Source organism: Streptomyces antarcticus (assembly GCF_026627255.1).
GTDB lineage: Bacteria > Actinomycetota > Actinomycetes > Streptomycetales > Streptomycetaceae > Streptomyces > Streptomyces antarcticus.
The window spans coordinates 22,503-47,153 of sequence record NZ_JAPNLM010000002.1; the positions used below are offsets into that span (position 1 = coordinate 22,503).

24 protein-coding genes are annotated in these 24,651 nt (G+C 71.7%); 9 read left to right on the forward strand and 15 right to left on the reverse strand.

Annotation, left to right across the window (positions count from 1 at the left end; translation table 11 throughout):
- Positions 1–93: 93 nt before the first annotated feature.
- Both OTB16_RS03875 and OTB16_RS03880 read left to right on the forward strand, forming a co-directional pair.
- Entirely contained in the window at positions 94–738 is a 645-nt protein-coding gene (locus tag OTB16_RS03875; protein ID WP_267718432.1) for a DUF4383 domain-containing protein, read from the forward strand.
- Between the two features lie 9 nt (positions 739–747).
- Positions 748–969: an FmdB family zinc ribbon protein gene (locus OTB16_RS03880; protein ID WP_267718433.1), complete on the forward strand. Its 222-nt coding sequence runs from the start codon at positions 748–750 to the stop codon at positions 967–969.
- 41 nt (positions 970–1,010) lie between these two features.
- On the opposite strand, the gene OTB16_RS03885 is transcribed toward OTB16_RS03880, so the two are convergent.
- Genes OTB16_RS03885 through OTB16_RS03900 form a run of 4 tightly spaced genes read right to left on the reverse strand, consistent with a single transcriptional unit; the run spans position 1,011 to position 6,326 of the window.
- On the reverse strand, positions 1,011–1,670 hold the full coding sequence (locus OTB16_RS03885; RefSeq protein ID WP_267718434.1) for an O-methyltransferase: 660 nt from the start codon (positions 1,668–1,670) through the stop codon (positions 1,011–1,013).
- Positions 1,667–2,497, reverse strand: a complete 831-nt coding sequence (locus OTB16_RS03890; protein ID WP_267718435.1) for an HAD family hydrolase — start codon at positions 2,495–2,497, stop codon at positions 1,667–1,669. Before OTB16_RS03890 ends, OTB16_RS03885 begins: the two co-directional genes overlap by 4 nt.
- Positions 2,494–5,121, reverse strand: a complete 2,628-nt coding sequence (locus OTB16_RS03895; protein WP_267718436.1) for a phosphoribosyltransferase — start codon at positions 5,119–5,121, stop codon at positions 2,494–2,496. The genes OTB16_RS03890 and OTB16_RS03895 overlap by 4 nt, the downstream gene beginning before the upstream one ends.
- 8 nt (positions 5,122–5,129) lie before the next feature.
- Complete coding sequence (locus tag OTB16_RS03900) at positions 5,130–6,326, reverse strand: HpcH/HpaI aldolase/citrate lyase family protein (protein WP_267718437.1); 1,197 nt, start codon at positions 6,324–6,326, stop codon at positions 5,130–5,132.
- Between the two features lie 195 nt (positions 6,327–6,521).
- On the opposite strand from OTB16_RS03900, the gene OTB16_RS03905 reads away from it, so the two are divergent.
- A complete protein-coding gene (locus OTB16_RS03905; protein ID WP_267718438.1) occupies positions 6,522–7,280 on the forward strand; it encodes a TerD family protein in 759 nt (252 codons plus the stop codon).
- 101 nt (positions 7,281–7,381) lie between these two features.
- Here OTB16_RS03905 and OTB16_RS03910 read toward each other — a convergent pair whose 3' ends face one another.
- From OTB16_RS03910 to OTB16_RS03935, 6 genes are all read right to left on the reverse strand, one after another.
- Entirely contained in the window at positions 7,382–8,122 is a 741-nt protein-coding gene (locus OTB16_RS03910) for a TerD family protein (protein ID WP_267718439.1), read from the reverse strand.
- A 149-nt stretch (positions 8,123–8,271) separates the two neighbouring features.
- On the reverse strand, positions 8,272–9,387 hold the full coding sequence (locus OTB16_RS03915; protein ID WP_267718440.1) for a DUF475 domain-containing protein: 1,116 nt from the start codon (positions 9,385–9,387) through the stop codon (positions 8,272–8,274).
- A gap of 25 nt (positions 9,388–9,412) precedes the next feature.
- Positions 9,413–9,988, reverse strand: coding sequence for a TerD family protein (locus OTB16_RS03920; protein WP_267718441.1), 576 nt, complete (start codon positions 9,986–9,988; stop codon positions 9,413–9,415).
- A gap of 193 nt (positions 9,989–10,181) precedes the next feature.
- Complete coding sequence (locus tag OTB16_RS03925) at positions 10,182–10,757, reverse strand: TerD family protein (RefSeq protein ID WP_267718442.1); 576 nt, start codon at positions 10,755–10,757, stop codon at positions 10,182–10,184.
- Between the two features lie 127 nt (positions 10,758–10,884).
- Positions 10,885–11,343 carry a peroxiredoxin gene (locus OTB16_RS03930; protein ID WP_267718786.1) on the reverse strand — a complete coding sequence of 153 codons (459 nt, stop codon included), beginning with the start codon at positions 11,341–11,343 and terminating at the stop codon, positions 10,885–10,887.
- Between the two features lie 159 nt (positions 11,344–11,502).
- Positions 11,503–11,931 carry a DUF3052 domain-containing protein gene (locus tag OTB16_RS03935; protein ID WP_267718443.1) on the reverse strand — a complete coding sequence of 143 codons (429 nt, stop codon included), beginning with the start codon at positions 11,929–11,931 and terminating at the stop codon, positions 11,503–11,505.
- 448 nt (positions 11,932–12,379) lie between these two features.
- On the opposite strand from OTB16_RS03935, the gene aceE reads away from it, so the two are divergent.
- Both aceE and OTB16_RS03945 read left to right on the forward strand, forming a co-directional pair.
- Positions 12,380–15,112, forward strand: coding sequence for a pyruvate dehydrogenase (acetyl-transferring), homodimeric type (gene aceE, locus OTB16_RS03940; protein ID WP_267718444.1), 2,733 nt, complete (start codon positions 12,380–12,382; stop codon positions 15,110–15,112).
- Between the two features lie 139 nt (positions 15,113–15,251).
- Positions 15,252–16,061 (forward strand): potassium channel family protein, encoded by an 810-nt coding sequence (locus OTB16_RS03945; protein WP_267718445.1) that lies wholly within the window; start codon positions 15,252–15,254, stop codon positions 16,059–16,061.
- On the opposite strand, the gene OTB16_RS03950 is transcribed toward OTB16_RS03945, so the two are convergent.
- Complete coding sequence (locus OTB16_RS03950; protein WP_267718446.1) at positions 16,042–16,491, reverse strand: peptidase inhibitor family I36 protein; 450 nt, start codon at positions 16,489–16,491, stop codon at positions 16,042–16,044. The genes OTB16_RS03945 and OTB16_RS03950 overlap by 20 nt on opposite strands.
- A 198-nt stretch (positions 16,492–16,689) precedes the next feature.
- Entirely contained in the window at positions 16,690–18,297 is a 1,608-nt protein-coding gene (locus tag OTB16_RS03955) for an MFS transporter (RefSeq protein ID WP_267718447.1), read from the reverse strand.
- Positions 18,298–18,434: 137 nt separating this feature from the next.
- Between OTB16_RS03955 and OTB16_RS03960 the strand changes: the two genes are divergently transcribed.
- The 3 genes from OTB16_RS03960 (at position 18,435) to OTB16_RS03970 (ending at position 21,413) form a co-directional block, all read left to right on the forward strand.
- A complete protein-coding gene (locus OTB16_RS03960; RefSeq protein ID WP_267718448.1) occupies positions 18,435–19,112 on the forward strand; it encodes a TetR family transcriptional regulator in 678 nt (225 codons plus the stop codon).
- A gap of 249 nt (positions 19,113–19,361) precedes the next feature.
- Positions 19,362–20,510, forward strand: a complete 1,149-nt coding sequence (locus OTB16_RS03965; protein WP_324290773.1) for an alpha/beta hydrolase — start codon at positions 19,362–19,364, stop codon at positions 20,508–20,510.
- Positions 20,511–20,576: 66 nt separating this feature from the next.
- Positions 20,577–21,413 carry a DUF4429 domain-containing protein gene (locus OTB16_RS03970; RefSeq protein WP_267718449.1) on the forward strand — a complete coding sequence of 279 codons (837 nt, stop codon included), beginning with the start codon at positions 20,577–20,579 and terminating at the stop codon, positions 21,411–21,413.
- Positions 21,414–21,506: 93 nt separating this feature from the next.
- Here OTB16_RS03970 and OTB16_RS03975 read toward each other — a convergent pair whose 3' ends face one another.
- Both OTB16_RS03975 and OTB16_RS03980 read right to left on the reverse strand, forming a co-directional pair.
- Entirely contained in the window at positions 21,507–22,529 is a 1,023-nt protein-coding gene (locus OTB16_RS03975; RefSeq protein WP_267718450.1) for an aldo/keto reductase, read from the reverse strand.
- On the reverse strand, positions 22,526–22,984 hold the full coding sequence (locus tag OTB16_RS03980; protein ID WP_267718451.1) for a MerR family transcriptional regulator: 459 nt from the start codon (positions 22,982–22,984) through the stop codon (positions 22,526–22,528). Before OTB16_RS03980 ends, OTB16_RS03975 begins: the two co-directional genes overlap by 4 nt.
- Before the next feature lie 78 nt (positions 22,985–23,062).
- Between OTB16_RS03980 and OTB16_RS03985 the strand changes: the two genes are divergently transcribed.
- Positions 23,063–23,887, forward strand: a complete 825-nt coding sequence (locus OTB16_RS03985; RefSeq protein ID WP_267718788.1) for a serine hydrolase domain-containing protein — start codon at positions 23,063–23,065, stop codon at positions 23,885–23,887.
- Positions 23,888–23,921: 34 nt separating this feature from the next.
- Here OTB16_RS03985 and OTB16_RS03990 read toward each other — a convergent pair whose 3' ends face one another.
- The gene (locus OTB16_RS03990) at positions 23,922–24,575 is read right to left on the reverse strand and encodes a pirin family protein (RefSeq protein WP_267718452.1); all 654 of its coding nucleotides are present in this window, start codon (positions 24,573–24,575) and stop codon (positions 23,922–23,924) included.
- Positions 24,576–24,651: the final 76 nt, after the last annotated feature.

Consider the following 24,651-nt stretch of genomic DNA (forward strand, 5'->3'; position numbering starts at 1 on the left):
CGCGCGGGGCGGTGTCCGGGCGTTCCGGTTGTCCGGGGCCCTCCGGCGGCGGATGCTGGGAGTGGCGTACAGCCCGAGGCAGAGGAGGGCGGCATGGCTTCCCGTGCGGCGCCGCGTATCCGCAAGCCGGTCGGTGCCCGGCTCGACGAGCACCTGCCGGTCGATCACAAGCTGAGCAAGGTGTACCGGATCGGGGCCGGGCTGACCGGGCTGCTGCTGGTGGTGTTCGGGATCCTGGGGCTGATCGACCGGATCGGCTTCTTCGACACGGGCGGGGACACGGTACTCACGCTGAACACCAACGGGGCGCTGAGCGTCCTGTCCATCCTCGCGGGACTGCTGCTGCTGTGCGGGATGGCCGTGGGCGGGAACTTCGCCTCGACGCTGAACATCGTCCTGGGCCTGCTGTTCATCGCGAGCGGGTTCATCAACCTGGCCCTGCTCGACACCGGGTTGAACTTCCTGGCCTTCAAGATCCCCAACGTGCTGTTCAGCTTCGTCGTCGGCGTGATGCTGATGTGGTTCGGGATGTACGGGCGGGTGGGCAGCGCCCTGCCGCACGACAATCCGTACTGGCGGGCCCGCCACCCCGAGCAGGCGGCCCGGGAGCAACGGGCGCGCGCGGGCCTGGGCGGCACCTCCGCCGCGGCGTCCGTCGAGGCCCCGGCGACGCCCTCCGCCGCGGCCGCCGCGGTGTCGCGCCGGTCGGGGATACCCGTACGGGGTCCCGAGGCTTAGCCTGTGGGCATGCCCCGTTACGAATTCCGCTGCCGGACCTGTGAAGACACCTTCGAGGTCAGCCGGCCCATGGCCGAGTCGTCCGCGCCCGCCGACTGCCCCGCCGGGCACTCCGACACCGTCAAGCTGCTCTCGGCCGTCGCCGTGGGCGGCTCCACCGGCTCCACCGGCGCCCCCGCCCCGGCCATGAGCGGCGGCGGCGGTTGCTGCGGGGGCGGCGGCTGCGGCTGACCCCGCCCCCCGTCACGCAGGCCCGTCCCCGCGCGCTACCGCTACCGCTTGCGCGAGAGCGTCAGGCCGTCGGAGATCGTCAGCAGCACGGAGTCCATGCGCGGGTCCGCCGCGACGTGGTCGTTGTAGGCGCGGACGCCGGCCGCCGCGCCCGTGGCCGACTCGTCGAGGACCGTGCCGTGGAAGAGCGTGTTGTCCGTGACGATCAGGCCGCCCGGACGCAGCCGCGGCACGAGCTCCTCCCAGTACGCGATCTGGCTCTGCTTGTCCGCGTCCACGTACGCCAGGTCGATGTGCTCGTTGGCCGGCATGGCCCGCAGGGTGTCGAGCGCCGGGGCGATCCGCAGGTCGATGCGGTCGGCGACCCCGGCCGCCTCCCAGGCCTCCCGGCCGTACCGGGTCCACTCCTCCGAGACGTCGCAGGCGATGATGCGGCCGTCCGCGGGCAGGGCCTGGGCCATCGACAGCGCCGAGAAGCCGGTGAAGGTGCCGATCTCGACGATGTGGCGGGCGCCCGTCAGCCGGACGAGGAAGGCCAGCAGCGGCCCCTGTTCCTCGGCCGACTGCATTCCGGCGACGTCGGGGAACTTCTCGTACGTCGTGGCCACGAGCCCCCGCTGGACCGCGTCCAGCGGGGGGTTGTGCGCGAGCATGTACCCGTAGAGCTCATCAGTGATCTTGGTGCTGTTTCCCTTGGTCATGCACCCAGTCTGCCGAGTCGCCCGGCCTCGCGGGCGAACGCGCGGACGATTGCCTCGCCCGCGAGCACCCCCGCCTCGGTCAGGACCGTCACGGACGGCGACTCCCAGCCCGCGTCGGCCAGTTCGCCGTGGCCCGGGCGCCAGCCCCGGTCGGCCGCGAGCAGCAGGTCCGCGTCCAGGAGCGAGTCACCGGCGGCGAGCGTGGTGGTGGCGCCCGTACGGCGGGCCACCTCGTGCATCGCCGCGCTCTTGGTCAGCGGGCGCGGCACGGCGTAGATCTTGCGGCCCTGGAGCGAGACGGTCCAGCCGCGGGCGGCCGACCACTCCGCCAGGGACTTCAGCCACTCGTCGGGCACCAGCGCGCGCTCGACGACGAGGTACGCGAACAGCTCCTCGGCCACCCGCGTCTTGCGCAGCCACGCCGGGTCGGCCGTGGCCTGCAGGTGCGCGTGGACCTCGTCCAGCGGGGCGCACTCCGCGGCCAGCCGGGCCGCGACCTGCCGCCGCCAGTCGCGGTCCGGGACCCCGTCGACCAGCAGCTGGCCGCCGTTGGCGCAGATCGCGTACTGGGCGGGGCGGCCGGGGAAGCGGATGCGCTGGTACTGCTTGCGGGTCCGGGTGGTCGTCGGGACGAAGACCACCGACGGGTCGGCCGTCAGCTCCGTCAGCAGACCCGCCGCCGTCTCCGTCATGTAGGACAGCGGCTTGCTCTCGTGGACCTCCACGCACAGCAGCCGGGGGGCCACCGGGTCGGGCATGGTCAGACCGAGGGCGGCCGCCGAGTAGATGAGCGTGCGGTCGAGGTCACTGGCTATCAGGAGGGTCACTTCGAGGACACTGCCTTCCCGTCGGCGCCCGTGGCGCCGCGCGTGAAACGGGGGTGGATGAGTCCGACGCAGGTGTAGGGCAGGCCGTCGACCTCTTCCACCGGTACGCCGCGCTGCTCGGCGAGCAGCCGTACGTGGTCCAGGTCGGCTCCGGCGCCGCGCTGGGCGAGGATCTTCCACGGCACCCGGCGCAGCAGGACCCGGGTGGTCTCGCCGACGCCCGGCTTGACCAGGTTCACGTCGTGGATGCCGTACTCCTCGCTGATCCGCTCGACCGCCGCCCAGCCCTCCCAGGTGGGGGTCCGGTCGGCGGCGAGGAGTTCCTTGACCTCCTCGCCGACGGCGTCGGCCACCTGGTCGAAACGGGCGGCGACGGTGTCGACGAAGTCGACGGAGACGTCGGCTCCGGCGAGCTCCCGGTAGAACTTCCCGCCGTGGAAGTCGGCGGGGCCCACCAGGTCGGACCTGAGAACCGTACGCGAGATGAGACCGGAAACGGTGGAATTGAGACAGGCGGAGGGGATCAGGAAGTCCTCGCGGGTGCCGTACGTCTCCACGCAGGAGCCGGGGTCGGCGAGGACGACGATCTCGGGGTTGAAGCCCTCGAACGCGGAGAGCGCCTCGCGGAGCTCGCGGGTGATGGCGCCCTTGCCCGTCCAGCCGTCGACGAAGACGACGTCGGCCGGGTCGTGGTGGGCGGCGAGCCAGCGCAGCGCGTTGGCGTCGATTCCGCGGCCGCGGACGATGGAGACGGCGTAGTGCGGGAGGTCCAGGCCGTGCCGGGCCTGGGCCCAGCGGCGCATCAGCACGCCGACGGGGGTGCCGGCACGGGCCAGGGAGACCAGGACCGGGGACGGGGAGCGCTCCGCGAGGACGGTCTCGGTGACCGTGCCGACGGCCCGGGCGATGCGGGCGGCGGAGTCGTTCAGGGCGCTCTGGTAGAGCTGCTGGTACTGCGGCGACGGCTGGTACTCGACGGGCAGGGACTCGGCGTAGTGGGCGCCGCCCGCCTGGATGGCCTCCTCGCGTTCCTCGGTCGGCGCCTCCAGCTCGACGTCGGAGAAGTCCTGGAGCAGCCAGCCGACGTCCTCGGGGGCGTAGGAGGAGAACGCGGGGCCGCGCAGGGGCTCGGACATGATCGGCTCCTGCCGGTCGGGTACGTACGAGGGCAGGACGGCCAGCAGGACCCGGCCGGTGTGCGGGGCGAGGGCCGCCAGGAGCCCCGTCCGCAGGGCGGGGGTGTCCCCGGCGGAGTCGACGACGGCGACGACGGCGTCGAAGCGGGCGCCCGCCGTGCCGCGCACGTTGTAGGCGTACCGGTCGCCGGGGCCGTCGGCGGGTGCGTCGTGGGCGGGGAAGACGAGGCGGGTGCGGATGGCGTAGCCGGGGTCGTCCACGGCGAGGACGGGCGAGCGGGTGGTCGTCGAGAAGCGGACCTCGCGGGCCGCCCCCGCCTCCTCCAGGGCCTTCGCGAGGCGCAGCGGCGCGTACATCAGCTCCTCGTTGCCCAGGACGAGGACCCGTCCGGGGTCCGTGCCGAGGGCGGCCGCGAGCTGCCGGGCGAGGGCGGGGAGGGCGGCCTCCAGCCGGGCGCGGTGCGCGGGCGTGAAGCCGTGCCGGCCGCCGTCGGGGACACCGGCCGGCCAGTCCAGCGGGACCTGCTCGTAGCCGGACTCGCGGGCGGGCTCGCGGGTCTGCTCCCGGGCCGACTCGCGGGCCGATTCCCGGACAGGCTCCCGGGCCGGCTCGTGGGCCGGCTCGCGGGGGTCCCCGGCGGCCGGCCAGGCGGCCCCGCGGGCGCTCGTCCCGGACGCCTCGCGCGCCCCGGACCCGTCGGACACCCCGGAGGCCTGATGCGCCCCGGAGGCCTCATACGCCTCGTACTCCTCGACCAGGGCCTGGCCCCTGGCCAGGACTCCCTCGGGCAGGGACACCGTGCCCGAGGCCAGGGCGACCAGGTCCACGCGGGCGCCGAGCTCGGCGGCGAAGGCGGTGAGCCGGTCGCGGTCGGCCGGGGAGCGCATGTCGACGAGGGCGACGACGACGTAGTGCCGGCGGGGGTGGCGGGCGTGCAGGTCGCGGATGGTGTTCAGGACCGTGCTGCCCGTGGAGAACTCGTCGTCGACCAGGACCAGCGGCCCGCTGCCCGCGAGCAGCCCCGGGTCCTCGGGCAGCAGCAGGTGCGAGGTGGCGTGCGAGTGGGCCTCCTCGAACCCGCCGGCGGGCTCCACTCCCGGCACGGGCCGGCGGGTGGAGTGCAGGTAGGGGGCGGGGCCCAGGCCGTCGGCGACGCAGTGGCCGAGGCCGGTGGCGGTTTCGGCGTAGCCGAGGACCACGGCGGAGGCCGCGTCCTCGCCCAGCAGCGCGCGGACGCGCTCGCCGAGCCCGTACCCGGCGGCGTACACCGTCCGCGGGGACTGCGGGACGTGCTTGCCGAGCACCTGCGAGACCAGCAGGTGTGCCCGTTTGGGGTTGCGCCGCAGCGCCAGGCCCAGCAGTTCGTCCAGCCGCGGCTTCCCGGCGCCCGGAGCTTCTTCCAGGCTCACGCCGAGCCGCTGCGCGACCCAGGTTCCCGACCAGACCTCGTCGACCTCGTCGATCGTCTTGCCTTTCCTCGTCGTCAAGGACGGACTCACACCTGGAGCCCGGCCGTGAGGAGGTCGACGAATCCGACCTCCTCCTTCGCCACCCCGAACACCTCGGCCCGCAGCATGGTGCGCTCGGCCCAGGCCCGGTGGGGCTTCACCTCGTTCATTTTGTTCGTGTAAGCGGAACGCATCACTCCGCCGCCACCGCGCTCGGGGCGCAGGATGTCCTGGGCGTCGCTGAACTCCTCGTGGGAGACCACCGACAGCGCGTGCACGGGCGTGACGTGGGCGGGGTGGATGCACGTCTTGCCCAGCAGCCCGTTGGCCCGGTCGAGCTCGATCTCGCGCAGCAGTCCGTCCAGGTCGTGCTCGATCAGGGCGGTGCGCAGCTCCTCCACACCCTCCTCCAGGAAGGGGCTGCGGCGCAGCTGGGGCTTGAAGAGGCGCTGCTGACTGCGGAAGTACTCCCAGACCGGGCCGGTCACGGTGAATCCGGTGCCGTCGGCGCGGCTGAGGACGTTGACGACGTCCGCGATGACGCCCGCGACGATCTGGACGTCGTAGGCGGTCATGTCGGGGGTGCGCCGCAGGCCGTACGCGGAGCAGAAGTCGGTCACGCCGAGGCGGAGGGCCAGGACCCGCTCGCGGTGCCTGCCGACCGCCCGGGAGATGCCGGCGAGGGCTTCGACGCGGGTTTCCAGGTGGAGCAGCTCCGGGGTCTCCAGGACGGGCATCGCGTACAGGCGGGGCACTCCGCTCGCGGCCTCCGCGTGGGCGACGGCCTCCAGGAAGGCGATTCCGCGGCTTTCGTCGAACTTGGGGAGTACGAATCCGGCCAGTCGGCGCACGGAGCGGCCGAGGCGGCGCGCCAGGTCGGGGATCTGCTCGGGGGTACGCACGCGGACGAACAACAGCGGGAGCTCCGCGGCGTCCGGGTCGTCGGTGTCGTAGGCGGCCTGCTCCCGGTCGAGCTGCGCGAACTGCCGGACGAGGTTCTCCTCGGCCCCGGCGACATCACCGTCGCTGATGGAATCCTCCAGGCAGAGCACCATGGAGACGACTCCCCGGCCGGCCTGCTTGCGGACGTCCGCGGCGAGCTGGGGGCGGGTGGCGGGGCTGTAGAGCGTGGCGCCCAGGGCCGCGGCGAGGATGCGGGCGGGTGAGGCGGCGGTGAAAACCACCGGCTCCTGATGGAAGAGGTCCTTACGGACGGTAGGCGATATGTGCCCAAAGTGACGCATGTGCTTCCCCCGTACTGCCTCGGCGGCCCATCTGGCATGGCCGGTAATAGTACGTACGAACCTGAGTCAAGAGTTCCTCGAGCACATGAAGTTCAGGTAACCCTCTTGCACCATGCCCAGGTCTCGCGTTCGAGAGCAAGGTCCTACGGGGGGCCGCATTGTCCCGGTCGCCCCCGGGAGGGCAGGATGACGGGCATGACGCACGCGATGCAGAAGGGCTCCAACATCCCGGTGGCCGCCACGGCGGTCCGGGCGGTGCTGCGCTGGACGGGTGGCCCCGACGTGCCGGACGTGGACGCGTCCGCCCTGCTCGTGGGCTCGGACGGCCGGGTGCGTTCGGACGAGGACTTCGTCTTCTACAACCAGCCCCGGCACCCTTCCGGAGCCGTCTGGCGCCTGGGGAAGAAGCAGATCGGCGACGCGGTCACCGACGCCGTGCAGGCGGACCTGCGGACGGTCACCCCGTCGGTCGATCGCGTCCTGGTGGTCGCCTCCGCCGAGGACGTCCCCTTCGAGCACGTCCGCGACCTGCGCATCCTGCTCTACGACGCCGCCTCGGCCGGCGCCTCGGAGCCGCTGGCGTACTTCGACGTCCGGCCCGAGACCGGCGCCGAGACGGCCGTGATCTGCGGGGAGCTGTACCGCCGCGGCGACGGGTGGAAGTTCCGCGCGCTCGGCGAGGGCTACTCCGACGGCCTGGTGGGGCTGGCGACCGACCACGGCATCTCGGTCGACGAGAACGCCGCGGAGGGCGCGCCCGAGCCCGCGGGGAGCCCGACGGCCGGGCCCACCTCCGAGCAGACGGCCGCGATGGCGCCGCCCACGCAGGCCCCGCCGCCGGTCCCGCCCGCGTACGGGTACCCCCAGCCGGTGTCCCCGGTGCCGGTGCCGGGCCCGGGCGGGGACCCGTCCTTCCGGCTGCCGGTGCAGGGCCCCCAGTTCATCCGCCGCTGACCGGCGGCCGCTCCCGGGCGCGTTGACGGCGAGGCTCCCCCGGGCGCGCTGACCGGCACCGGCTCCCCGGGCGGTCCGCCGCCGGGCCCGGGCGCGGTGCGTCAGGCCTTGGTGCTCTTGTAGCCCCGCCCCCACTGGAGCCCCCAGCCGTAGAGCCGGTCCAGCTCGGCCTGGAACCCGTAGACGAACTTCACCTCGCGGCGCACGATGAGCTCTCCCTTGACCTTCTCCAGGGAGACGACGGCGCAGGAGCGGGCCTGCGGCTGCCGCTCGTCGAGCGGGATCTCGATCCGCGGTCCGGTGACCGGGTAGAGGGTCACCATGGCGTGCGTCCGGTCGAAGGCAGGGGTCTGGTCGTAGATGTAGACGAAGACCAGCAGCCGTTTGATGTCATCGGCGTGGTCGAGGTTCACGTACAGGGTCTCCCCCGACGCCGAACCGAACCGGTCGTCGCCGCTGAGCTTGACGAACGGCGGGTCGTTGAGGTCCCCGAGCAGGTTGCCCAGGGGCTGGACGGCGCCGCGGGTGCCGTCGGTCAGCTCGTACAGGCAGCCCATGTCGAGGTCGACGTTGACCATGCCCTGGGTGTGCGCCTGCACCATGTCGGGCTTGAAGAGCTTGAACGGGTGGCGGAAGAGCTGCCCGCTCTGGCCGGAGCGGCCGCCTATGTCCGAGGTGCGCATGCGCCAGGACAGGTTGACGCGCAGGTTGCCGTGGACCGCCCCCTGTTTGGTGAGCGACACCGTCGGTTGGCGCTTGGTCAGCTCGATCGCGTTCGACGAGGCGCTGCCCGACTGGAACTGCACGGCACGGCTGCCCAAGATGCCGTCGAAGAAGCCCATCCCCCACTACCCCCCTGGTTTCCCTGGTGCCCTGGATGCCTACGGCAAGCGGGGCGGCCCGCCGGGTCCACGGCCCCTCCCCTGGACTTCCGTCCGGGAGGGACCCCCTGGGCCGCCCCGCAATGGAGCGTTCCGCATTAACGCCGGGGTCATGCCTCTACGGCGACCCCCTCCTTTTCCAGGCGCTTGTTGCGGCGCACCGAGGACCAGAAGGACCAGCCGATCAGCAGGACGCCGACGAGTCCGGTGATGACCTCGTTGATCTCGTGCTGGATGGTGACGAGCAGGATGACGGCGAGCGCGCCGATGGCGTAGTGCGCGCCGTGCTCCAGGTAGACGTAGTCGTCGAGGGTGCCCTGGCGGACCAGGTAGACCGTCAGCGACCGGACGTACATGGCACCGATGCCGAGGCCGAGGGCCATGAGCACGATGTCGTTGGTGATGGCGAAGGCGCCGATGACCCCGTCGAAGGAGAACGAGGCGTCGAGGACCTCGAGGTAGAGGAACATGAAGAACGCGGCCTTGCCGGCCATGGCGACGGCCGAGACCGGCTTGCCCGCCTTCCTGGCCGCTTCCTCCGCCTCGTGCTCGGCTTCCTCTTCTTCTTCCAGCTTGTTCTCGAAGTAGCCGGAGAGGCCGCCGACGACCATGTAGGTGATCAGACCGAGGATCCCGGAGATCAGGACGGTCTGCGCCTTGTCCACGTGTGCGCCGCCGTGCTGGTGGGCGTTGGCGCCGAAGGTCATCGCGGTCACGGCCAGGACGATCAGCGCGATGCACGCCGAGAGCATGTCGACCTTGCCGAGCTTGGCGAGCGGACGCTCCAGCCATGCGATCCACTTGATGTCACGGTCCGCGAAGATGAAGTCGAGGAAGATCATCAGGAGGAACATGCCGCCGAAGGCGGCGATGGACGGGTGCGCGTCCGTGACGAGCTGTTCGTACATGTCCTTGTCGTTCATGGCCAGATCGATGGCCTCGATGGGCCCGATCTTGGCGCTGATCGCAACGATCACCACGGGGAAGACCAGCCGCATGCCGAACACGGCGATGAGGATGCCGATGGTGAGGAAGATCTTCTGCCAGAAGGCATTCATCTTCTTCAGGATCCCGGCGTTGACCACCGCGTTGTCGAAAGACAGCGAGATCTCGAGGATCGACAGGATCGCCACGATCCCGAAAGCCTGCCACCCCCCGTAGAACACCGCTGCGACCAGACCGAGCGCAGTGATTGCGAACGACCAGCCGAAGGTTTTGAGAACCACTGGCACCCCATCGTCTTGTACGGCTTTACGAAACGTTGACCCCGAAGTCTAGAGCGATGCCCCGGAGCCCCGACGCGTACCCCTGCCCCACGGCCCGAAACTTCCATTCGCCGCCGTAGCGGTAGACCTCGCCGAAGATCATCGCGGTCTCGCTGGAGGCGTCCTCGGACAGGTCGTAGCGGGCCAGCTCCTGGCCGTCCGCCTGGTTCACCACACGGATGAAGGCGTTGCTGATCTGGCCGAAGCTCTGCCGCCGGGCCTCGGCGTCGTGGATCGAGACCGGGAAGACGATCTTGTCGACCTGGGCCGGCACCTTGGACAGGTCGATGGTGATCGACTCGTCGTCGCCGTCACCTTCGCCGGTGAGGTTGTCCCCCGTGTGTTCGACGGATCCGTCGGGGCTCGTCAGGTTGTTGTAGAAGACGAAGTAGTCGTCCCCGAGCACCCGGCCGCTGTTGCACAGCAGCGCGCTGGCGTCGAGATCGAAGTCCGCTCCGGTGGTCGAGCGCGCGTCCCATCCGAGGCCGATCAGAACCCGGGTCAGGTTCGGTGCGGCCTTGGAGAGGGAGACATTGCCCCCCTTGGCGAGTGTGACGCCCATGTTGTGGTCCTCCCCGGACGACGGTGTGCCTGGTGTGGCTGCTGTGACTGCTGTGACTGCTGCGGCCGGTCTGGCGGTGCTACGGGCGAACCGCGGCCGGCGGTGTGACAACTCAGCCCGGCACAAGCGGCCAAAGCCCGTCCGGCGCCGTACACACAGTGCACGGCGCCGGACGGGTGAACAGCTCTGGGGTTCAGACGTTGACGCCGAAGTCCTGCGCGATGCCGCGCAGGCCCGAGGCGTAGCCCTGGCCGATGGCACGGAACTTCCACTCGGCGCCGTTGCGGTACAGCTCGCCGAAGACCATGGCGGTCTCGGTCGAGGCGTCCTCGGAGAGGTCGTAACGGGCGAGCTCGGTGTTGTCGGACTGGTTCACGACGCGGATGTAGGCGTTGCGGACCTGGCCGAAGCTCTGCTGGCGGCTCTCGGCCTCGTAGATCGAGACCGGGAAGACGATCTTGGCGACGTCGGCCGGGACACCGGCGAGGTTGACCTTGATCGCCTCGTCGTCTCCCTCGCCCTCACCGGTGGTGTTGTCACCGGTGTGCTCGACCGAACCGTCGGGGCTCTTCAGGTTGTTGAAGAAGACGAAGTTCGAGTCGTTGGCGACCTTGCCCTGGTCGTTGGTCAGGATCGCGCTGGCGTCGAGGTCGAAGTCGCCGCCGGTGGTGGTACGAGCGTCCCAGCCCAGACCGACGATGACCGCCGTCAGGTTAGGCGCGGCCTTGGTCAGCGAGACGTTGCCGCCCTTGCTGAGGCTGACTCCCACGGGTCCTCCATTGGTGTCTGTGTGGGGCGGTGCCCCCGTCGTGCGTTTGCTACCGGATCAACGTTTCGATCCTAGTGACGGGTTCCCGCCTGTACGCGTTTTTGGTGCGGATGCCGCTCGGAGACTCTCAGAGGCTGTCGAGCGCCACGATGTACTCGTTCAGGTCACGCGCGTCGGGCAGCCCGTTGACGACAGTCCACCGCACGACGCCGTCCTTGTCGATGACGAAGGTGCCGCGAACCGCGCAGCCCTTGTCCTCGTCGAAGACCCCGTACGCCCGGGAGGTCTCCCCGTGCGGCCAGAAGTCCGACAGCAGCGGGTACTCCAGCCCCTCCTGCTCGCCGAAGACGCGCAGGGTCGGCACGGAGTCGTTGGAGACCGCGAGGAGCTGCACGTCGTCGTTCTGGAAGCGCGGAAGCTGATCGCGCAGCTCGCACAGCTCGCCGGTGCAGACCCCGGTGAAGGCGAACGGGTAGAAGAGCAGCACGACGGCCTTCTCCCCCCGGAAGTCCGAGAGCCGCACGGTGGCGCCGTGGTTGTCCTTGAGCTCGAAGTCCGGGGCCTTGTCGCCGACCTCGATCGCCATCTCTCGCATCCCTTCGTTCCTGCTTCGCCGCGTTGGGCCGTTCGGGTGATGCCAGCCTAGGCCCTGGGGGCCCGACGGGCCGCGAACGCGCACGCCCCGCCGGCCGGGATCACCCGGATCGGCGGGGCGTGCGTGTCCGCTTCGACTGCGGGGCGCGGCTCAGCGCTTCTTGGCTGCGGCCTTGGGCGTCACCAGCTTGGTGGCGGTCCAGTCCTTGCCCACGCTGACGGGCTTGGCCTGGGAGAGGCCGGCGGTCTCGACGGCCTCGCTGATGTCGCTGGCCTCCACGAAGCCGGCACGGCCGGTCTTCGGAGTCAGCAGCAGGACGACTGCACTCTCGTCGACCAGCTCGATGGCGTCGACGAGTGCGTCGGTCAGGTCGCCGTCCTCTTCCCGGAACCAGAGGACCACGGCGTCGACCTCGTCGTCGTAGTCCTCATCGACGAGGTCGCTGCCGATCTGGTCCTGAATGGACTCACGGAAATCCTGATCGACATCGTCGTCGTAGCCGATCTCCTGGACCACCTGGTCGGACTGGAAGCCAAGTCGGGTGACCGGGCTCTCCGCGTGGTCCGCGGTCGCGCTCACGGGGTGCCTCCTGCTCATGTTCGGTGAATGTCTTCGGCGGCGCGCGTACGCGCAGCATTGGGCGTAGTCCACACGGACGCGGCGGATCGCGCAAGTACCCGGCCACCGAGACCGTCGAAACGGTGACGATTGCGGCCGTCTCGCCGCAACTTTCAGCCTGCCCGCGTGCACCTCTGGTGATTCATCCCACACCATTCCAGCTCATTCGGCATCGCTTGAGGACTTTCCTACCTGTTTGAGGGACGAACGGCCTTACGAAATCATCGCCCGGCTTGGGCGTAAGGTTGCGTTTTGGCCGGATCGTCACCGGTCTCCCGCCTCGGAAACCCCGTCCGCTCCGGGCATTACCCGGGGGTAAAGATGACGATCCCGGCCGAGCGTAAGACCATGGGAGGCGGCGCCCCCAGGTGCGACTCCGGCACGACCACCCCGACAGTGAAGGAACAGCGTGGCTTCCGCATCCGATCGCAACCCGATCATCATTGGCGGTCTTCCGAGCCAGGTCCCGGACTTCGATCCGGAAGAGACGCAGGAGTGGCTCGACTCCCTCGACGCCGCCGTCGACGAGCGGGGCCGCGAGCGCGCCCGCTACCTGATGCTGCGGCTGATCGAGCGGGCCCGCGAGAAGCGCGTGGCCGTGCCCGAGATGCGCTCCACGGACTACGTCAACACGATCGCCACCAAGGACGAGCCGTTCTTCCCCGGCAACGAGGAGATCGAGCGCAAGGTCCTCAACGCCACCCGGTGGAACGCGGCCGTCATGGTCTCGCGCGCCCAGCGCCCCGGGATCGGCGTCGGCGGCCACATCGCCACCTTCGCCTCCTCCGCCTCCCTCTACGACGTGGGCTTCAACCACTTCTTCCGGGGCAAGGACGAGGGTGACGGCGGCGACCAGATCTTCTTCCAGGGCCACGCCTCCCCGGGCATCTACGCCCGCGCCTACCTCCTGGACCGGCTCTCCGAGCAGCAGCTCGACGCGTTCCGCCAGGAGAAGTCGAAGGCCCCGTACGGCCTTTCCAGCTACCCGCACCCGCGGCTGATGCCGGACTTCTGGGAGTTCCCGACCGTCTCGATGGGCCTCGGCCCGCTCGGTGCGATCTACCAGGCGCGGATGAACCGGTACATGCAGGCGCGTGACATCGCGGACACCTCGAAGTCCCACGTCTGGGCGTACCTGGGCGACGGCGAGATGGACGAGCCGGAGTCGCTCGGCCAGCTGTCGATCGCGGCCCGCGAGAACCTCGACAACCTGACTTTCGTCGTCAACTGCAACCTCCAGCGCCTCGACGGCCCGGTGCGCGGCAACGGCAAGATCATGCAGGAGCTGGAGTCGCAGTTCCGCGGCGCCGGCTGGAACGTCATCAAGCTGATCTGGGACCGCTCCTGGGACCCGCTGCTGGCCCAGGACCGCGACGGCATCCTGGTCAACAAGATGAACACCACGCCCGACGGACAGTTCCAGACGTACGCGACCGAGTCGGGCGCGTACATCCGTGAGCACTTCTTCGGCGGCGACCAGCGGCTGCGGGCGATGGTCGAGAACATGACCGACCAGCAGATCCAGCACCTGGGCCGCGGCGGCCACGACCACAAGAAGGTCTACGCGGCGTACGCGGCGGCCAAGGCGCACAAGGGCCAGCCGACGGTCATCCTGGCGCAGACGGTCAAGGGCTGGACGCTCGGCCCGAACTTCGAGGGCCGCAACGCGACGCACCAGATGAAGAAGCTGACGGTCGACGACCTCAAGCGCTTCCGCGACCGCCTGCACATCCCGATCACGGACGCGCAGCTGGACGCCGGCGCCCCGCCGTACTACCACCCGGGCCGCGACTCCCCGGAGATCCAGTACATGCACGACCGGCGCAGCGCGCTGGGCGGTTACGTGCCGACCCGCGTGGTGCGCGCGAAGCCGCTGCAGCTGCCGGACGAGAAGACGTACGCCGCCGCGAAGAAGGGCTCGGGCCAGCAGTCGATCGCCACGACGATGGCGTTCGTCCGCATCCTGAAGGACCTGATGCGGGACAAGGAGATCGGCCGGCGGTTCGTGCTGATCGCGCCCGACGAGTACCGCACCTTCGGCATGGACGCCTTCTTCCCGAGCGCCAAGATCTACAACCCGCTGGGCCAGCAGTACGAGGCGGTCGACCGCGACCTGCTGCTCGCGTACAAGGAGTCGCCGACCGGGCAGATGCTGCACGACGGCATCTCGGAGGCGGGCTGCACGGCCTCGCTGATCGCGGCGGGTTCGGCGTACGCGACGCACGGCGAGCCGCTGATCCCGGTCTACGTCTTCTACTCGATGTTCGGTTTCCAGCGCACCGGTGACCAGTTCTGGCAGATGGCCGACCAGCTCGCGCGCGGTTTCGTCCTCGGCGCCACCGCCGGCCGGACCACCCTCACGGGTGAGGGCCTCCAGCACGCCGACGGCCACTCCCAGCTGCTCGCGTCGACCAACCCGGGCTGCGTGTCCTACGACCCGGCCTACGGGTACGAGATCGCGCACATCGTCAAGGACGGCCTGCGGCGGATGTACGGTCCCGAGGCCGAGGACGTCTTCTACTACCTGACCGTCTACAACGAGCCGATCCAGCACCCGGCGGAGCCGGACGGCGTCGACGCCGAGGGCATCCTCAAGGGCATCCACCGGGTGTCCAAGGGCACCTCGGGCACCATCGGGGCGCAGCTCATGGCCTCGGGCGTGGCGGTGCCGTGGGCGCTGGAGGCGCAGCGGCTGCTGGCGCAGGACTGGGGCGTCCGGGCGGACGTCTGGTCGGCGACCTCCTGGAACGAGCTGCGGCGCGAGGCCGTCGAGGTGGAGGAGCACAACCTGCTCCACCCGGAGGAGGAGCAGCGCGTGCCGTACGTGACGCGCAAGCTGTCCGGTGCCGAGGGGCCGTTCGTGGCGGTCTCGGACTGGATGCGGGCGGTCCCGGACCAGATCTCGCGGTGGGTGCCCGGTACGTACACCTCGCTGGGCGCGGACGGCTTCGGCTTCGCGGACACGCGCGGCGCGGCCCGGCGCTTCTTCCACATCGACGCCCAGTCGGTGGTCCTGGCGACGCTGACCGAGCTCGCCCGGGACGGGAAGATCGACCGGTCGGTGCTCAAGCAGGCCGTCGACCGTTACCAGCTGCTGGACGTGGCGGCCGCCGAGCCGGGTGCGGCGGGCGGCGACGCCTGACGTACGCGCTGCGGGGCGGCCGAGGCTCAGGCTCAGGCTCAGGCTCAGGCTCAGGCTGATCGCGCGGAACCGCTGAGGACGGCCCCCGGGGACTCCCCGGGGGCCGTCTCGGCTTTATGGGTTCCTTACGATGCTCCGCATGAAGGAACTTTCCCGCCAGCTGCTGTGGGAGCGGCGGAGCCAGACCCCGCTGCTCGTGCTCGCCGTGGGCTTCGCCGTCGCGTACGCCGTGCCGATCGTGGCGCCGGACGCGCCCCCGCCCGTGCACCGGGCGTGCCTGGTCACCGAGTGGGTGGTGTGGTCGGCGTTCGCCTGCGACTACCTCGTGCGGCTGGGTCTGTCGCCCGCCCGGAAGGCCTTCGTACGGACGCACTGGATGGACCTGGCGGCGGTCCTGCTGCCGATGATCCAGCCGCTGCGGCTGCTGCGGCTGGTCTCCACGCTGCTGCTGGTGGGGCGGCGGGCCCGGATGGCTCCGCAGATCCGGCTGACCACGTACGTGGCGGGGGCGGTGGTCGGGCTGCTGATGTTCGGTTCGCTGGCGGTGCTGAGCGTGGAGCGGGACGCCCCCGGCGGGAACATCAAGAACCTGGGCGACGCCCTGTGGTGGTCGGTCACCACCATGACGACGGTCGGCTACGGGGACCACTCCCCCACCACCGGTCTGGGGCGGCTGCTGGCGGTGGGGTTGATGCTGTCGGGGATCGCGCTGCTGGGTGTGGTCACCGCCAATATCGCGGCCTGGTTCATCTCCCGTTTCGAGCGCGACGACCGGACGGAGCGGGAGCAGACCGCCGCGATCGGCGAACTCGCCGCGGAGGTACGGGCGCTGCGCGCGGAGGTCGCCCGGCTGGGGGGACCGGGTGCGGCGCCGGGTGCGGTGGCCGGCGTACCGGCCGCGGTGCCCGGCGCCGCCGCGGCCGTGCGGCCTAGTGCTCCCACACCTTGAAGGCCCTCACCTGGTAGGGCGATTGGGGCAGCCAAACCCCGTCGCCGGGATAGGTCTGGAACTCCCCGGTCTCCGCGCACTCGGCCGACTGGTACGTGGTCACCGGGCGGCCCGTCCGGTTGGCGAGGGCCTGGGCGCTCTTGCCGGCGGGCAGGGCCGTACAGCTGTTGATGTCGAGGGTGCTCAGCTCGTGGACGTACCGGACGCCCTTGAACTCCGGTTTCGCCCACAGGCACAGCTGGCCGGCCGCACAGGTGCCGAGCGCGGCGGGCGCCGGCCCGGCGACGGGCCGCCCCGGGAGGCTGTGGGTCGGGGCGGCCTGGGCGGTCGCGGCGTGGGCGGTGGGCGCCGTGCTCGGGACGAGCGCGGTGAAGGCCAGGACGGCGGCGGCCAGGACGGTGGTGCCGCGGGGGGTGTTACACGTACGCATGACGGGTCAACTCCTTGTGGACGAGGGGCGCCCCGGACCGTTCCGGAGCGCCGTCCCCACCACGCTGACCTGCGGTGACGGGCGAACGGAAGAGGCCTGGCCCGGGTCCACCCGGATAGGCGACAGCCCCGCCGGGCACCTCCGGCGGGGCTGTCGTGCCTACGGGGTTGACGTCCGCGGGGGCCGTCGGGGCGGCCGTCAGATGTGGGCCGCGCCCGCCCCCTCGGGGGCGTTCTCGCCGCGCTTGGTGAAGCAGGCCACGACGGCGGCGAGGACCGCGACGACCCCGGCGACGGTGAAGGCCGTCCCCATGCCGTCCACGAACGTGTCGTGCGCGACCTTGGTGATCGCCTGCGCGACGGCCTCGGGGGCGCCGGGCGGTACGGGGGCGATGCCGACCTGGATGCCGCGCTCGGCGAGTTCCATCTGCTCGGGGGTGAGCGGGGGCAGTTCCGCGGCCCGCCAGTTGTCCCCGAACGAGTTGCCGACCGTGCTGGCCATGACCGCTCCGAGGACGGCGGTGCCGAGGCTGCCGCCGACCTGCATGGCGGCCTGCTGGAGGCCGCCGGCCACTCCGGACAGCTCCAGCGGGGCGTTGCCGACGATGACCTCGGTGGCTCCGACCATGACGGGCGCGAGGCCGAATCCGAGCAGCGCGAACCAGAGGGACATGACCGCGGTGCCGGTGCCGGGGGTGAGCTGGGCCATCCCGAAGCAGGCGGCGGCGGTGGCGACCATGCCGGCGACGAGCGGGACGCGCGGTCCGACCTTGGTGATGGCGATGCCCGCCAGCGGCGAACCGATGATCATCATGCCGGTGAGCGGGAGCAGGTGCAGACCGCTGTCGACCGGGCTCATGCCGTGCACGTTCTGCAGGTAGAAGGTGACGAAGAACAGGCCGCCCATGAAGGCGAACGCCATCAGCACCATCAGCACGGTGCCCGCGGACAGCGGCAGCGAGCGGAACATGCCCAGCGGGATGAGCGGTTCGCGGACCCTGCCCTCCCAGAAGGTGAAGAGCACGAAGCCGAGTACCGCGGCGGCGAGGAAGAGCAGGGTCTTGTAGTCGCCCCAGCCCCACTCGGCGGCCTTGATCAGGGCCCAGATGAGGGAGAACATCGCGCCGGACAGCAGCAGGATGCCGAGGACGTCGAAGGAGCGCGGGGCCTTCGCGGCCCGGTGGTCGACCAGGATGAACAGGCCGAAGAGCAGGGCGACGATGCCGACGGGCACGTTGATGAAGAAGACGGACTGCCAGCTGACGTGCTCGACGAGCAGGCCGCCGACGATGGGGCCGGCGGCGGTCGAGGCGCCGATGACCATGCCCCAGATGCCGATGGCCATGTTCAGCTTCTCGGCGGGGAACGTGGCGCGCAGCAGGCCGAGCGCGGCGGGCATCAGCAGGGCCCCGAAGAGGCCCTGGGCGACACGGAAGCCGATGACCAGCTCCACGCCGGTGGACAGGCCGATGGCGGCGGAGGAGACCGCGAAGCCGGCGATGCCGATGAGGAACGTCTGGCGGTGGCCGAAGCGGTCGCCGAGCTTGCCCGCGGTGATCAGGGAGACCGCGAGGGCGAGGAGGTAGCCGTTGGTGATCCACTGCACCTCGGCGAGCGAGGCGCCGAGGTCCCTCTGGATCGCGGGGTTGGCGACGGCGACGATCGTGCCGTCCAGGGTGACCATCATGACGCCGATCGCGACGGCGAAGAGGGTCAGCCAGGGGTGGCCGCGCAGCCCGGTGGGGGCCGGCGCCGATCCTGGTTCCTTGGCGGGCACCTGGTCGTCGACGGTGATCTGACTAGTCATGCGACCAGGCTAGTGACAGCGACTGACACTTCACAGACGGCTTAACCAGACGGTAACTGTCGCGTCGGTCACAGGTACCCTGACCGCTCACTCAGCGTCAGATCCACCTCAGACAGCAGCGGGAGGGAACCTCGGTGATGACCGACGAGCGGCCGGCTCCGGCCGCCCCGGCGGCCGGGCTGCGCGAACGCAAGAAGCGGCGCACCCGGGACGCGCTGCTGCGCGCCGCGCTGCTGCTCTTCATCGCCCAGGGGTACGAGCAGACGACCGTCGACGAGATCGCCGACGCCGTGGACGTCTCCCAGCGCACCTTCTTCCGGTACTTCGCCAACAAGGAGGAGGCCGTCTTCGCGGTCCAGGACCTGGTCGAGTCGCACTTCGTGGCCGAACTCCGCGCCCGACCGGCCACCGAGGGGCCGCTGCGGGCGATGCGGGCCGCCGTGCTCGCCGCCTGGGACACGGTCGAGGAGGCCCTCTCCGACGTGGTCCCCGTCGAGCTCTACATGCGCAGCTACCGGCTGATCGAGTCCACCCCGGCCCTGCTCGCCGTGCACCTGCGCCGCTCCACCGAGCTGGAGGAACGGATCTCCCGGCTGATCGCCGAGCGCGAGGGCCTCGACGTGGACGGCGACCCCCGGCCGCGGGTCGCCGTCGCCGCGTTCTCCGGTGTGATGCGGGTGACCGGGCGGCTGTGGGGTCAGGGCGAGGACACCAGCGTGGCCGCGATCCGGCGGATGACCGAGGCGTACCTCGACCAGATCGGCCCGGCCCTGGCGGCGGACTGGCGGACCGCACCGCCCGTGGCCCGGACCTGACCTGACTGGCCGCGCCGGTGCCTGACCGCGCCGGGGCCTGACCCGGCCCGGCCACAGCACTTGCCCCGCCCGCCCGCGTCCATGCCCACGGTCGGCCGTGAATCCCGTCACCCCGCAGGCCGTAGCCCCGGGGGTTCTCCTACGCTGGTCTCAGTGAAACTGCCCGGCCCCGCCCTCCCCGCCGCTCAAGGCGCCGACCCGCGCCCCGCCGCACTGCGCATCCTGCTCGCGCTGGCGGTGGTCTTCGTCATGCTGGCGACCACGGGCTGGACCACCGTCCACCGCCCCGAGGGCGGCACCCCCCTGCGGGCCGCGGCCCTCGCCGCCTGGGCGCAGGCCAGGATCGACGGCCGCCCGGTACCGCCCGCGGACGCACCCGTACGGACGGTCGCCCGCTTCTTCACGGGCCTGGACCGCGCCCAGCGGACCCGGTTGGCCGAGGGGTACCCGCTCGTGGTCGGCAATCTCGGCGGGGTGCCCACCGCCGTCCGCTACCAGGCCAACCTCCGCGGCCTCGCGCAGGCGGAGCAGGTCGAGAACGCCCGCAGCCACGACGTGGCGCTGACCCCGGCCGACCGGGCCGCGGCCACCCGTCGCGCGCACCGGTTCGCCTCGCTCTCCGAGTCCGGCCGGCAGATCCTCTCCTTCGACCCCACCGGCGGCGGCCGCGTCGCCGAGGTCTTCGGCGACCTCGACCGGGCCCGCCGGGTCTCGGTGGTCGTACCGGGTGTCGACACCGACCTGATCACCTTCGAGCGCACCCAGCGCCGCTTCACCGCCCCCGTCGGCATGGCCGAGTCCCTGTACGAGACCCAGCGCGCCACCGCGCCCGGCAGCCGCACCGCGGTCATCGCCTGGGCCGGCTACACGGCGCCGACCGGGGTCGGCGTGGACGCCGCCACCGGCCGGATGGCCGTGGACGGCGCCGTCCGGCTCAACTCGCTGGCCGCGGCGCTGCCCGGGAACGCGAGCGTGGCGCTGTTCTGCCACAGCTACGGCTCGGTGGTGTGCGGGGTCGCCGCGCACGCGCTGCCGCGCCGGGTCACCGACGTGGTGGTGCTGGGGAGCCCCGGGATGCGCGCGGAGAACGTCGAGGGGCTGCGTACCCCGGCCCGGGTGTGGGCCACCCGCGACGAGGACGACTGGATCGCGGACGTACCGCACCTGGAGTTCGGCGGGCTGGGCCACGGGGCCGATCCGGTGTCCCCGGAGTTCGGCGCGCGGCTGCTGTCCTCGGCCGGGGCCAGGACCCACACCGGCTATTTCGCGCCAGGGACGGGGTCCGTGGAGAACTTCGCGAAGATCGGAACCGGTATGTTCGATTCCATTGTCTGCGGGACCGGGGACGACGCGTGCCGGAGCGATATTTCCGGAGCCGAGCGGGACGGACGCGCGTAGAGCCCCGGTAAACGGACTCCGCACCGAGGGGGACGCGCGGGGGCGCCGCCCTTTACGATGTGCCGCATGGGTGACGTACTGGCCGGAAACCATGCCGTCTGGGAGTTCGACTCGGGCTCGGTGCTCATCCGCTTCGCACGGGGGATCAGGACACCAAGACTCTGGCATGCCCTCGGCTCGCGCCGAATCCCCCTCGAAGCGGTGTCGGGGCTGACCGTGACCGCGGGGAAGCGGAACACGGTGGTTCTGCGCGCCCTCCCCCGGCCGGGCGCCGATCCGCTGATGGAGGCCGCCGACGGGCAGCTGCGGGAGTCCTGCGACCCCTACCGGCTGGTGCTGCCCGGTGACCGGGCGGCGCGGGCCGAGGCCTTCGCCGACGCCCTGCGCGCCCGGCTCGGCCCCGACGCCGCCGAGCCCGCCGGGGAGTTCCTGGTCGGCGCGGCGCAGCCCCCGGTCCAGCTGAAGGCGTACGACGCGCGGGTCGGCTTCGACGGTTCGGCGGTGACCTTCCAGTGGTCCCGTACGGGCGCCACCGGCACCAAGTGGAAGGCGGGCGACCAGCGGTACCCCCTGGCCGCCCTCGCCGGGGTCGAGTGGGTCTCCCCCGGCGGCTCGGGCGGCCACCTGCGGCTGCTCCTGCGGGACGCCCCCGGTGACCCGCGCCCGGACCACGACCTCGCCGCCGCCGTCTTCGGCGTGGGCTGCGGGGCCGTGCACGAGTCCCTGCCGTTCGCCGCGGCCGTCCTCGCCGCGCTGCCCGGCCGCACCCCGGTCGCCTCGGTGCCCCGGGCCGGGTCCGGCGACGACCGGCTGCGCCACCTGAGCGAGCTGTACGGCGCGGGCCTGCTGACGGACGCCGAGTACGCGGCGCTGCGGGAGCGGTTCGCGGCCGAGTCCCGGTAGGGCCGCGGTCGCCCCGGTACGGACCGCGGCCGCGGCCGCGGTCGCCCCGTACGGGACACGGCCCGCCGGTACGGGACACGGCCGCGCCGGCCCTCAGCCCTCGCGGGCCGCCGAGGTGGAGCTCATGTCCGGGTAGCGGTCCCCCGCGACCCGGCCGGCGATCGGCTCCAGCAGGGCCAGCTCCGCCTCCGTCAGGGTGATCCGCGTCGCCGCCGCGTTCTCCGCGAGCCGTTCCGGCCTGCGGGTGCCCGGGATCGGCACCACGGTCAGCCCGTGCACGGCCGCCCGCTGCTGCACCCAGGCCAGGGCGATCTGCGCCGGGGTGGCACCGTGGGCGCGGGCGACCTCCCGGACCGGGTCCAGCAGCTCCGCGTTGGCCTTCGCGTTGTCGCCGGTGAACCGCGGCTGGTACGCGCGGAAGTCGCCCGCCGGCAGGTCCTTGCCCGCGTCGGCGAACGCGCCGGTGAGGAACCCGCGCCCGAGCGGGGAGTAGGGGACGAAGGCCACGCCCAGCTCGGCCGCCGCGCCGGCCGCGCTGCGCTCCACGTCCCGGCTGAACAGCGACCACTCGGACTGGAGCGCCGCGATCGGGTGCACGGCGTGCGCCTCGCGCAGCTCCGCGCCGGTGACCTCGCTGAGACCGAGGTGGCGCACCTTGCCCTCGCTCACGAGTTCCGCCATGGCGCCCACGGACTCGGCGAACGGCACGGCCGGGTCGCGGCGGTGCATGTAGTACAGGTCGATGACGTCCACGCCGAGCCGGCGCAGGCTGTCCTCGACGGCCCGGCGCACGTAGGCACGGTCGTTGCGGATGCCCCGGTAGTGCGGGTCATCGGTGCGCTCTATGGCGAACTTGGTCGCCAGGGTGATCCCGTCCCGGTGCGCGGCCACGAACGGGGCGAGGAACTCCTCGTTGCGCCCCCGGCCGTATACGTCCGCAGTGTCGATGAGGGTGACGCCGGCGTCCAGCGCCGCTTCCAGCGTCGCCCGGGCCGCCGCCTCGTCGGTGTCGCCGTAGAACTCGCTCATGCCCATGCAGCCGAGGCCCTGGACGCCGACCTGCGGGCCCCCCTTGCCGAGTGCGACCCGGTCGATGGTGGTGCCGTGTTCCGTCATGGCCGTACCTTCCCCGCGACCGCGTTCACCGGAGTCGCGTTCATCGGGGCGGAGTCCGCCGGCGCCGCGTGGTGCGGGGCCGGTTTCGCCGCATACATGTCGATCTTGTAGTCCAGTACCGCGAGCGCGTCCGTCAGCTCCGTGATCCGCGTCCGCACCTCACGCCGCGTCCGCTCCAGCAGCTCGCGCCGCTCGTCGACCGTGTGCCCGCCCTCGCGCACCAGCCCCGCGTACCGGACCATGTCCGCCACCGACATCCCGGTGGCGCGCAGTTTGCCCACGAAGGCCAGCCAGTCGAGGTCCTTGTCGCTGAAGCGGCGCTGGCCCGAGTGCGAGCGGTCCACGTGCGGCATCAGGCCGATCCGCTCGTACCAGCGCAGCGTGTGCTGGGTCAGACCGGTCCGCGCCTCGACCTCGCTGATCGTGTACCGCGTCTGCGTCAGGCTCTGGCTCATGGCTCCACGCTAAAACCTTGGAGTGCACTCCAAGCAAGTAGGCTCGGCCGCATGGAGAGCGTGGAGGCCGTGAACAGCATGGAAAGCCTGCGGATCATCGAGAGCTGGCCGGTGCCGGCCGCGGCGGCGGCCGTCGTCCGGGCCGACGGGAGCCTGGCCGGGGCGCACGGCCCCCTCGACCACCGCTTCCCCCTGGCCTCGGTCACCAAGCCGCTCACCGCGTACGCCGCGCTCGTCGCGTACGAGGAGGGGGCGGTGGAGCTGGACGAGCCGGCCGGGCCCGAGGGCTCGACGGTCCGTCACCTGCTCGCGCACACCAGCGGCCTGGCCTTCGACGAGCACCGCGCGACGGCCCCGCCCGGGCAGCGCCGGCTGTACTCGAACGCAGGCTTCGAGGTCCTCGGCGACCACATCGCGAAGGCCACCGGCATCCCCTTCGCGCAGTACCTGAACGAGGCGGTCTTCGCACCGCTGGGCATGGCGTCGAGCACCCTGGAGGGCTCGCCAGCCAAGGACGGCGTGTCCACCGTCCGCGACCTCGTGCGGTTCGCGGCGGAGCTCCAGGCCCCCCGGCTGCTCGACGTCCGCACGGTCGCCGCGGCCACCTCCGTGGTCCACCCCGGTCTCAAGGGCGTCCTGCCGGGCTACGGGCACCAGTCCCCCAACGACTGGGGCCTCGGTCTGGAGATCCGCGACGGGAAGTCCCCGCACTGGACGGGCGCCGCGTCCTCGCCCCGCACCTTCGGGCACTTCGGCCAGTCCGGCACCTTCCTGTGGGTGGACCCGGACGCGGGCGCCGCGTGCGTGGCGCTGACCGACCGCGCCTTCGGGCCGTGGGCCGTGTCGGCCTGGCCCCCGTTCACCGACGCGGTCCTGGCCGAGCTCGCCGCTGCCCGCGCTTAGGCCCGTCTCCTTCGGATCTCGCCGGGCCCGGCCGCTACGGCAGTTCCAGGATCAGCAGTTCCCCCGGGGATCCGGCGGTGACCTCCAAGCCCTTCTCCGCCGTGATCCGCACCGAGTCCCCGGGGCCCAGCTCCTCGCCGTCCAGGCGCAGGTCCCCGCGCACCACGTGCAGGTAGACCCGCTCCGCCGCCGGTACGGCCACCCGCTCGCCCGCGCCGGGCCGCCGGACGTGCAGGACGGCTCCGGCCGCGGGGACCGCGTACGGGGTTCCGTCGGCGAGGCCCCGGACCACCTCGTACGAGGGCGCGCCGCCCGCGGCGAGCGGCGCGAGCCACAGCTGTACGAAGCGCAGCCGCCGCTCGCCGTCGTTGCGCTCCGCGTGCCGGACCCCGGAGCCGGCGCCGAGCCGCTGGACGTCCCCGGGCCCGACCAGGCCCTTCTCGCCGGTGGTGTCCTGGTGGGTGAGCTCGCCCTCGACCACCCAGGTCACGATCTCGGTGTGGCTGTGCGGGTGCTCGTCGAAGCCGGCGCCCGGGGCGAGGGTCTCCTCGTTGCAGGCCAGGACGGGGCCGAAGCGCAGATTGTCCGGGTCGTAGAAGGACCCGAAGGAGAAGGCGTGCCGGGTGGTGATCCCGGCGGGCACGTCCCCGCCCTCGTACCGGTCGGCGCCGCGACGTACATCAATCATGGGGGCCACCGTAGCCCCCGGGCACGGGCCCGGCGCGGGACCGGACTCCGCTCGGCCTCGCCGATAGGGCAGTCTT

Bases quoted from the DNA above. Each gene is read 5' to 3' on its own strand.
- OTB16_RS03945 (WP_267718445.1), top strand. From the start codon at position 15,252: ATGAAGGAACTTTCCCGCCAGCTGCTGTGGGAGCGGCGGAGCCAGACC.
- OTB16_RS03930 (WP_267718786.1), bottom strand. From the start codon at position 11,343: ATGGCGATCGAGGTCGGCGACAAGGCCCCGGACTTCGAGCTCAAGGAC.
- OTB16_RS03900 (WP_267718437.1), bottom strand. From the start codon at position 6,326: ATGCGTCACTTTGGGCACATATCGCCTACCGTCCGTAAGGACCTCTTC.
- OTB16_RS03885 (WP_267718434.1), bottom strand. From the start codon at position 1,670: ATGACCAAGGGAAACAGCACCAAGATCACTGATGAGCTCTACGGGTAC.
- OTB16_RS03975 (WP_267718450.1), bottom strand. From the start codon at position 22,529: ATGACGGAACACGGCACCACCATCGACCGGGTCGCACTCGGCAAGGGG.
- OTB16_RS03950 (WP_267718446.1), bottom strand. From the start codon at position 16,491: ATGCGTACGTGTAACACCCCCCGCGGCACCACCGTCCTGGCCGCCGCC.
- OTB16_RS03980 (WP_267718451.1), bottom strand. From the start codon at position 22,984: ATGAGCCAGAGCCTGACGCAGACGCGGTACACGATCAGCGAGGTCGAG.
- OTB16_RS03905 (WP_267718438.1), top strand. From the start codon at position 6,522: ATGACGCACGCGATGCAGAAGGGCTCCAACATCCCGGTGGCCGCCACG.
- OTB16_RS03970 (WP_267718449.1), top strand. From the start codon at position 20,577: ATGGGTGACGTACTGGCCGGAAACCATGCCGTCTGGGAGTTCGACTCG.
- OTB16_RS03960 (WP_267718448.1), top strand. From the start codon at position 18,435: ATGACCGACGAGCGGCCGGCTCCGGCCGCCCCGGCGGCCGGGCTGCGC.
- OTB16_RS03920 (WP_267718441.1), bottom strand. From the start codon at position 9,988: ATGGGCGTCACACTCGCCAAGGGGGGCAATGTCTCCCTCTCCAAGGCC.
- OTB16_RS03875 (WP_267718432.1), top strand. From the start codon at position 94: ATGGCTTCCCGTGCGGCGCCGCGTATCCGCAAGCCGGTCGGTGCCCGG.
- OTB16_RS03880 (WP_267718433.1), top strand. From the start codon at position 748: ATGCCCCGTTACGAATTCCGCTGCCGGACCTGTGAAGACACCTTCGAG.
- OTB16_RS03990 (WP_267718452.1), bottom strand. From the start codon at position 24,575: ATGATTGATGTACGTCGCGGCGCCGACCGGTACGAGGGCGGGGACGTG.
- OTB16_RS03910 (WP_267718439.1), bottom strand. From the start codon at position 8,122: ATGGGCTTCTTCGACGGCATCTTGGGCAGCCGTGCCGTGCAGTTCCAG.
- OTB16_RS03955 (WP_267718447.1), bottom strand. From the start codon at position 18,297: ATGACTAGTCAGATCACCGTCGACGACCAGGTGCCCGCCAAGGAACCA.
- OTB16_RS03965 (WP_324290773.1), top strand. From the start codon at position 19,362: ATGCTGGCGACCACGGGCTGGACCACCGTCCACCGCCCCGAGGGCGGC.
- OTB16_RS03985 (WP_267718788.1), top strand. From the start codon at position 23,063: ATGGAAAGCCTGCGGATCATCGAGAGCTGGCCGGTGCCGGCCGCGGCG.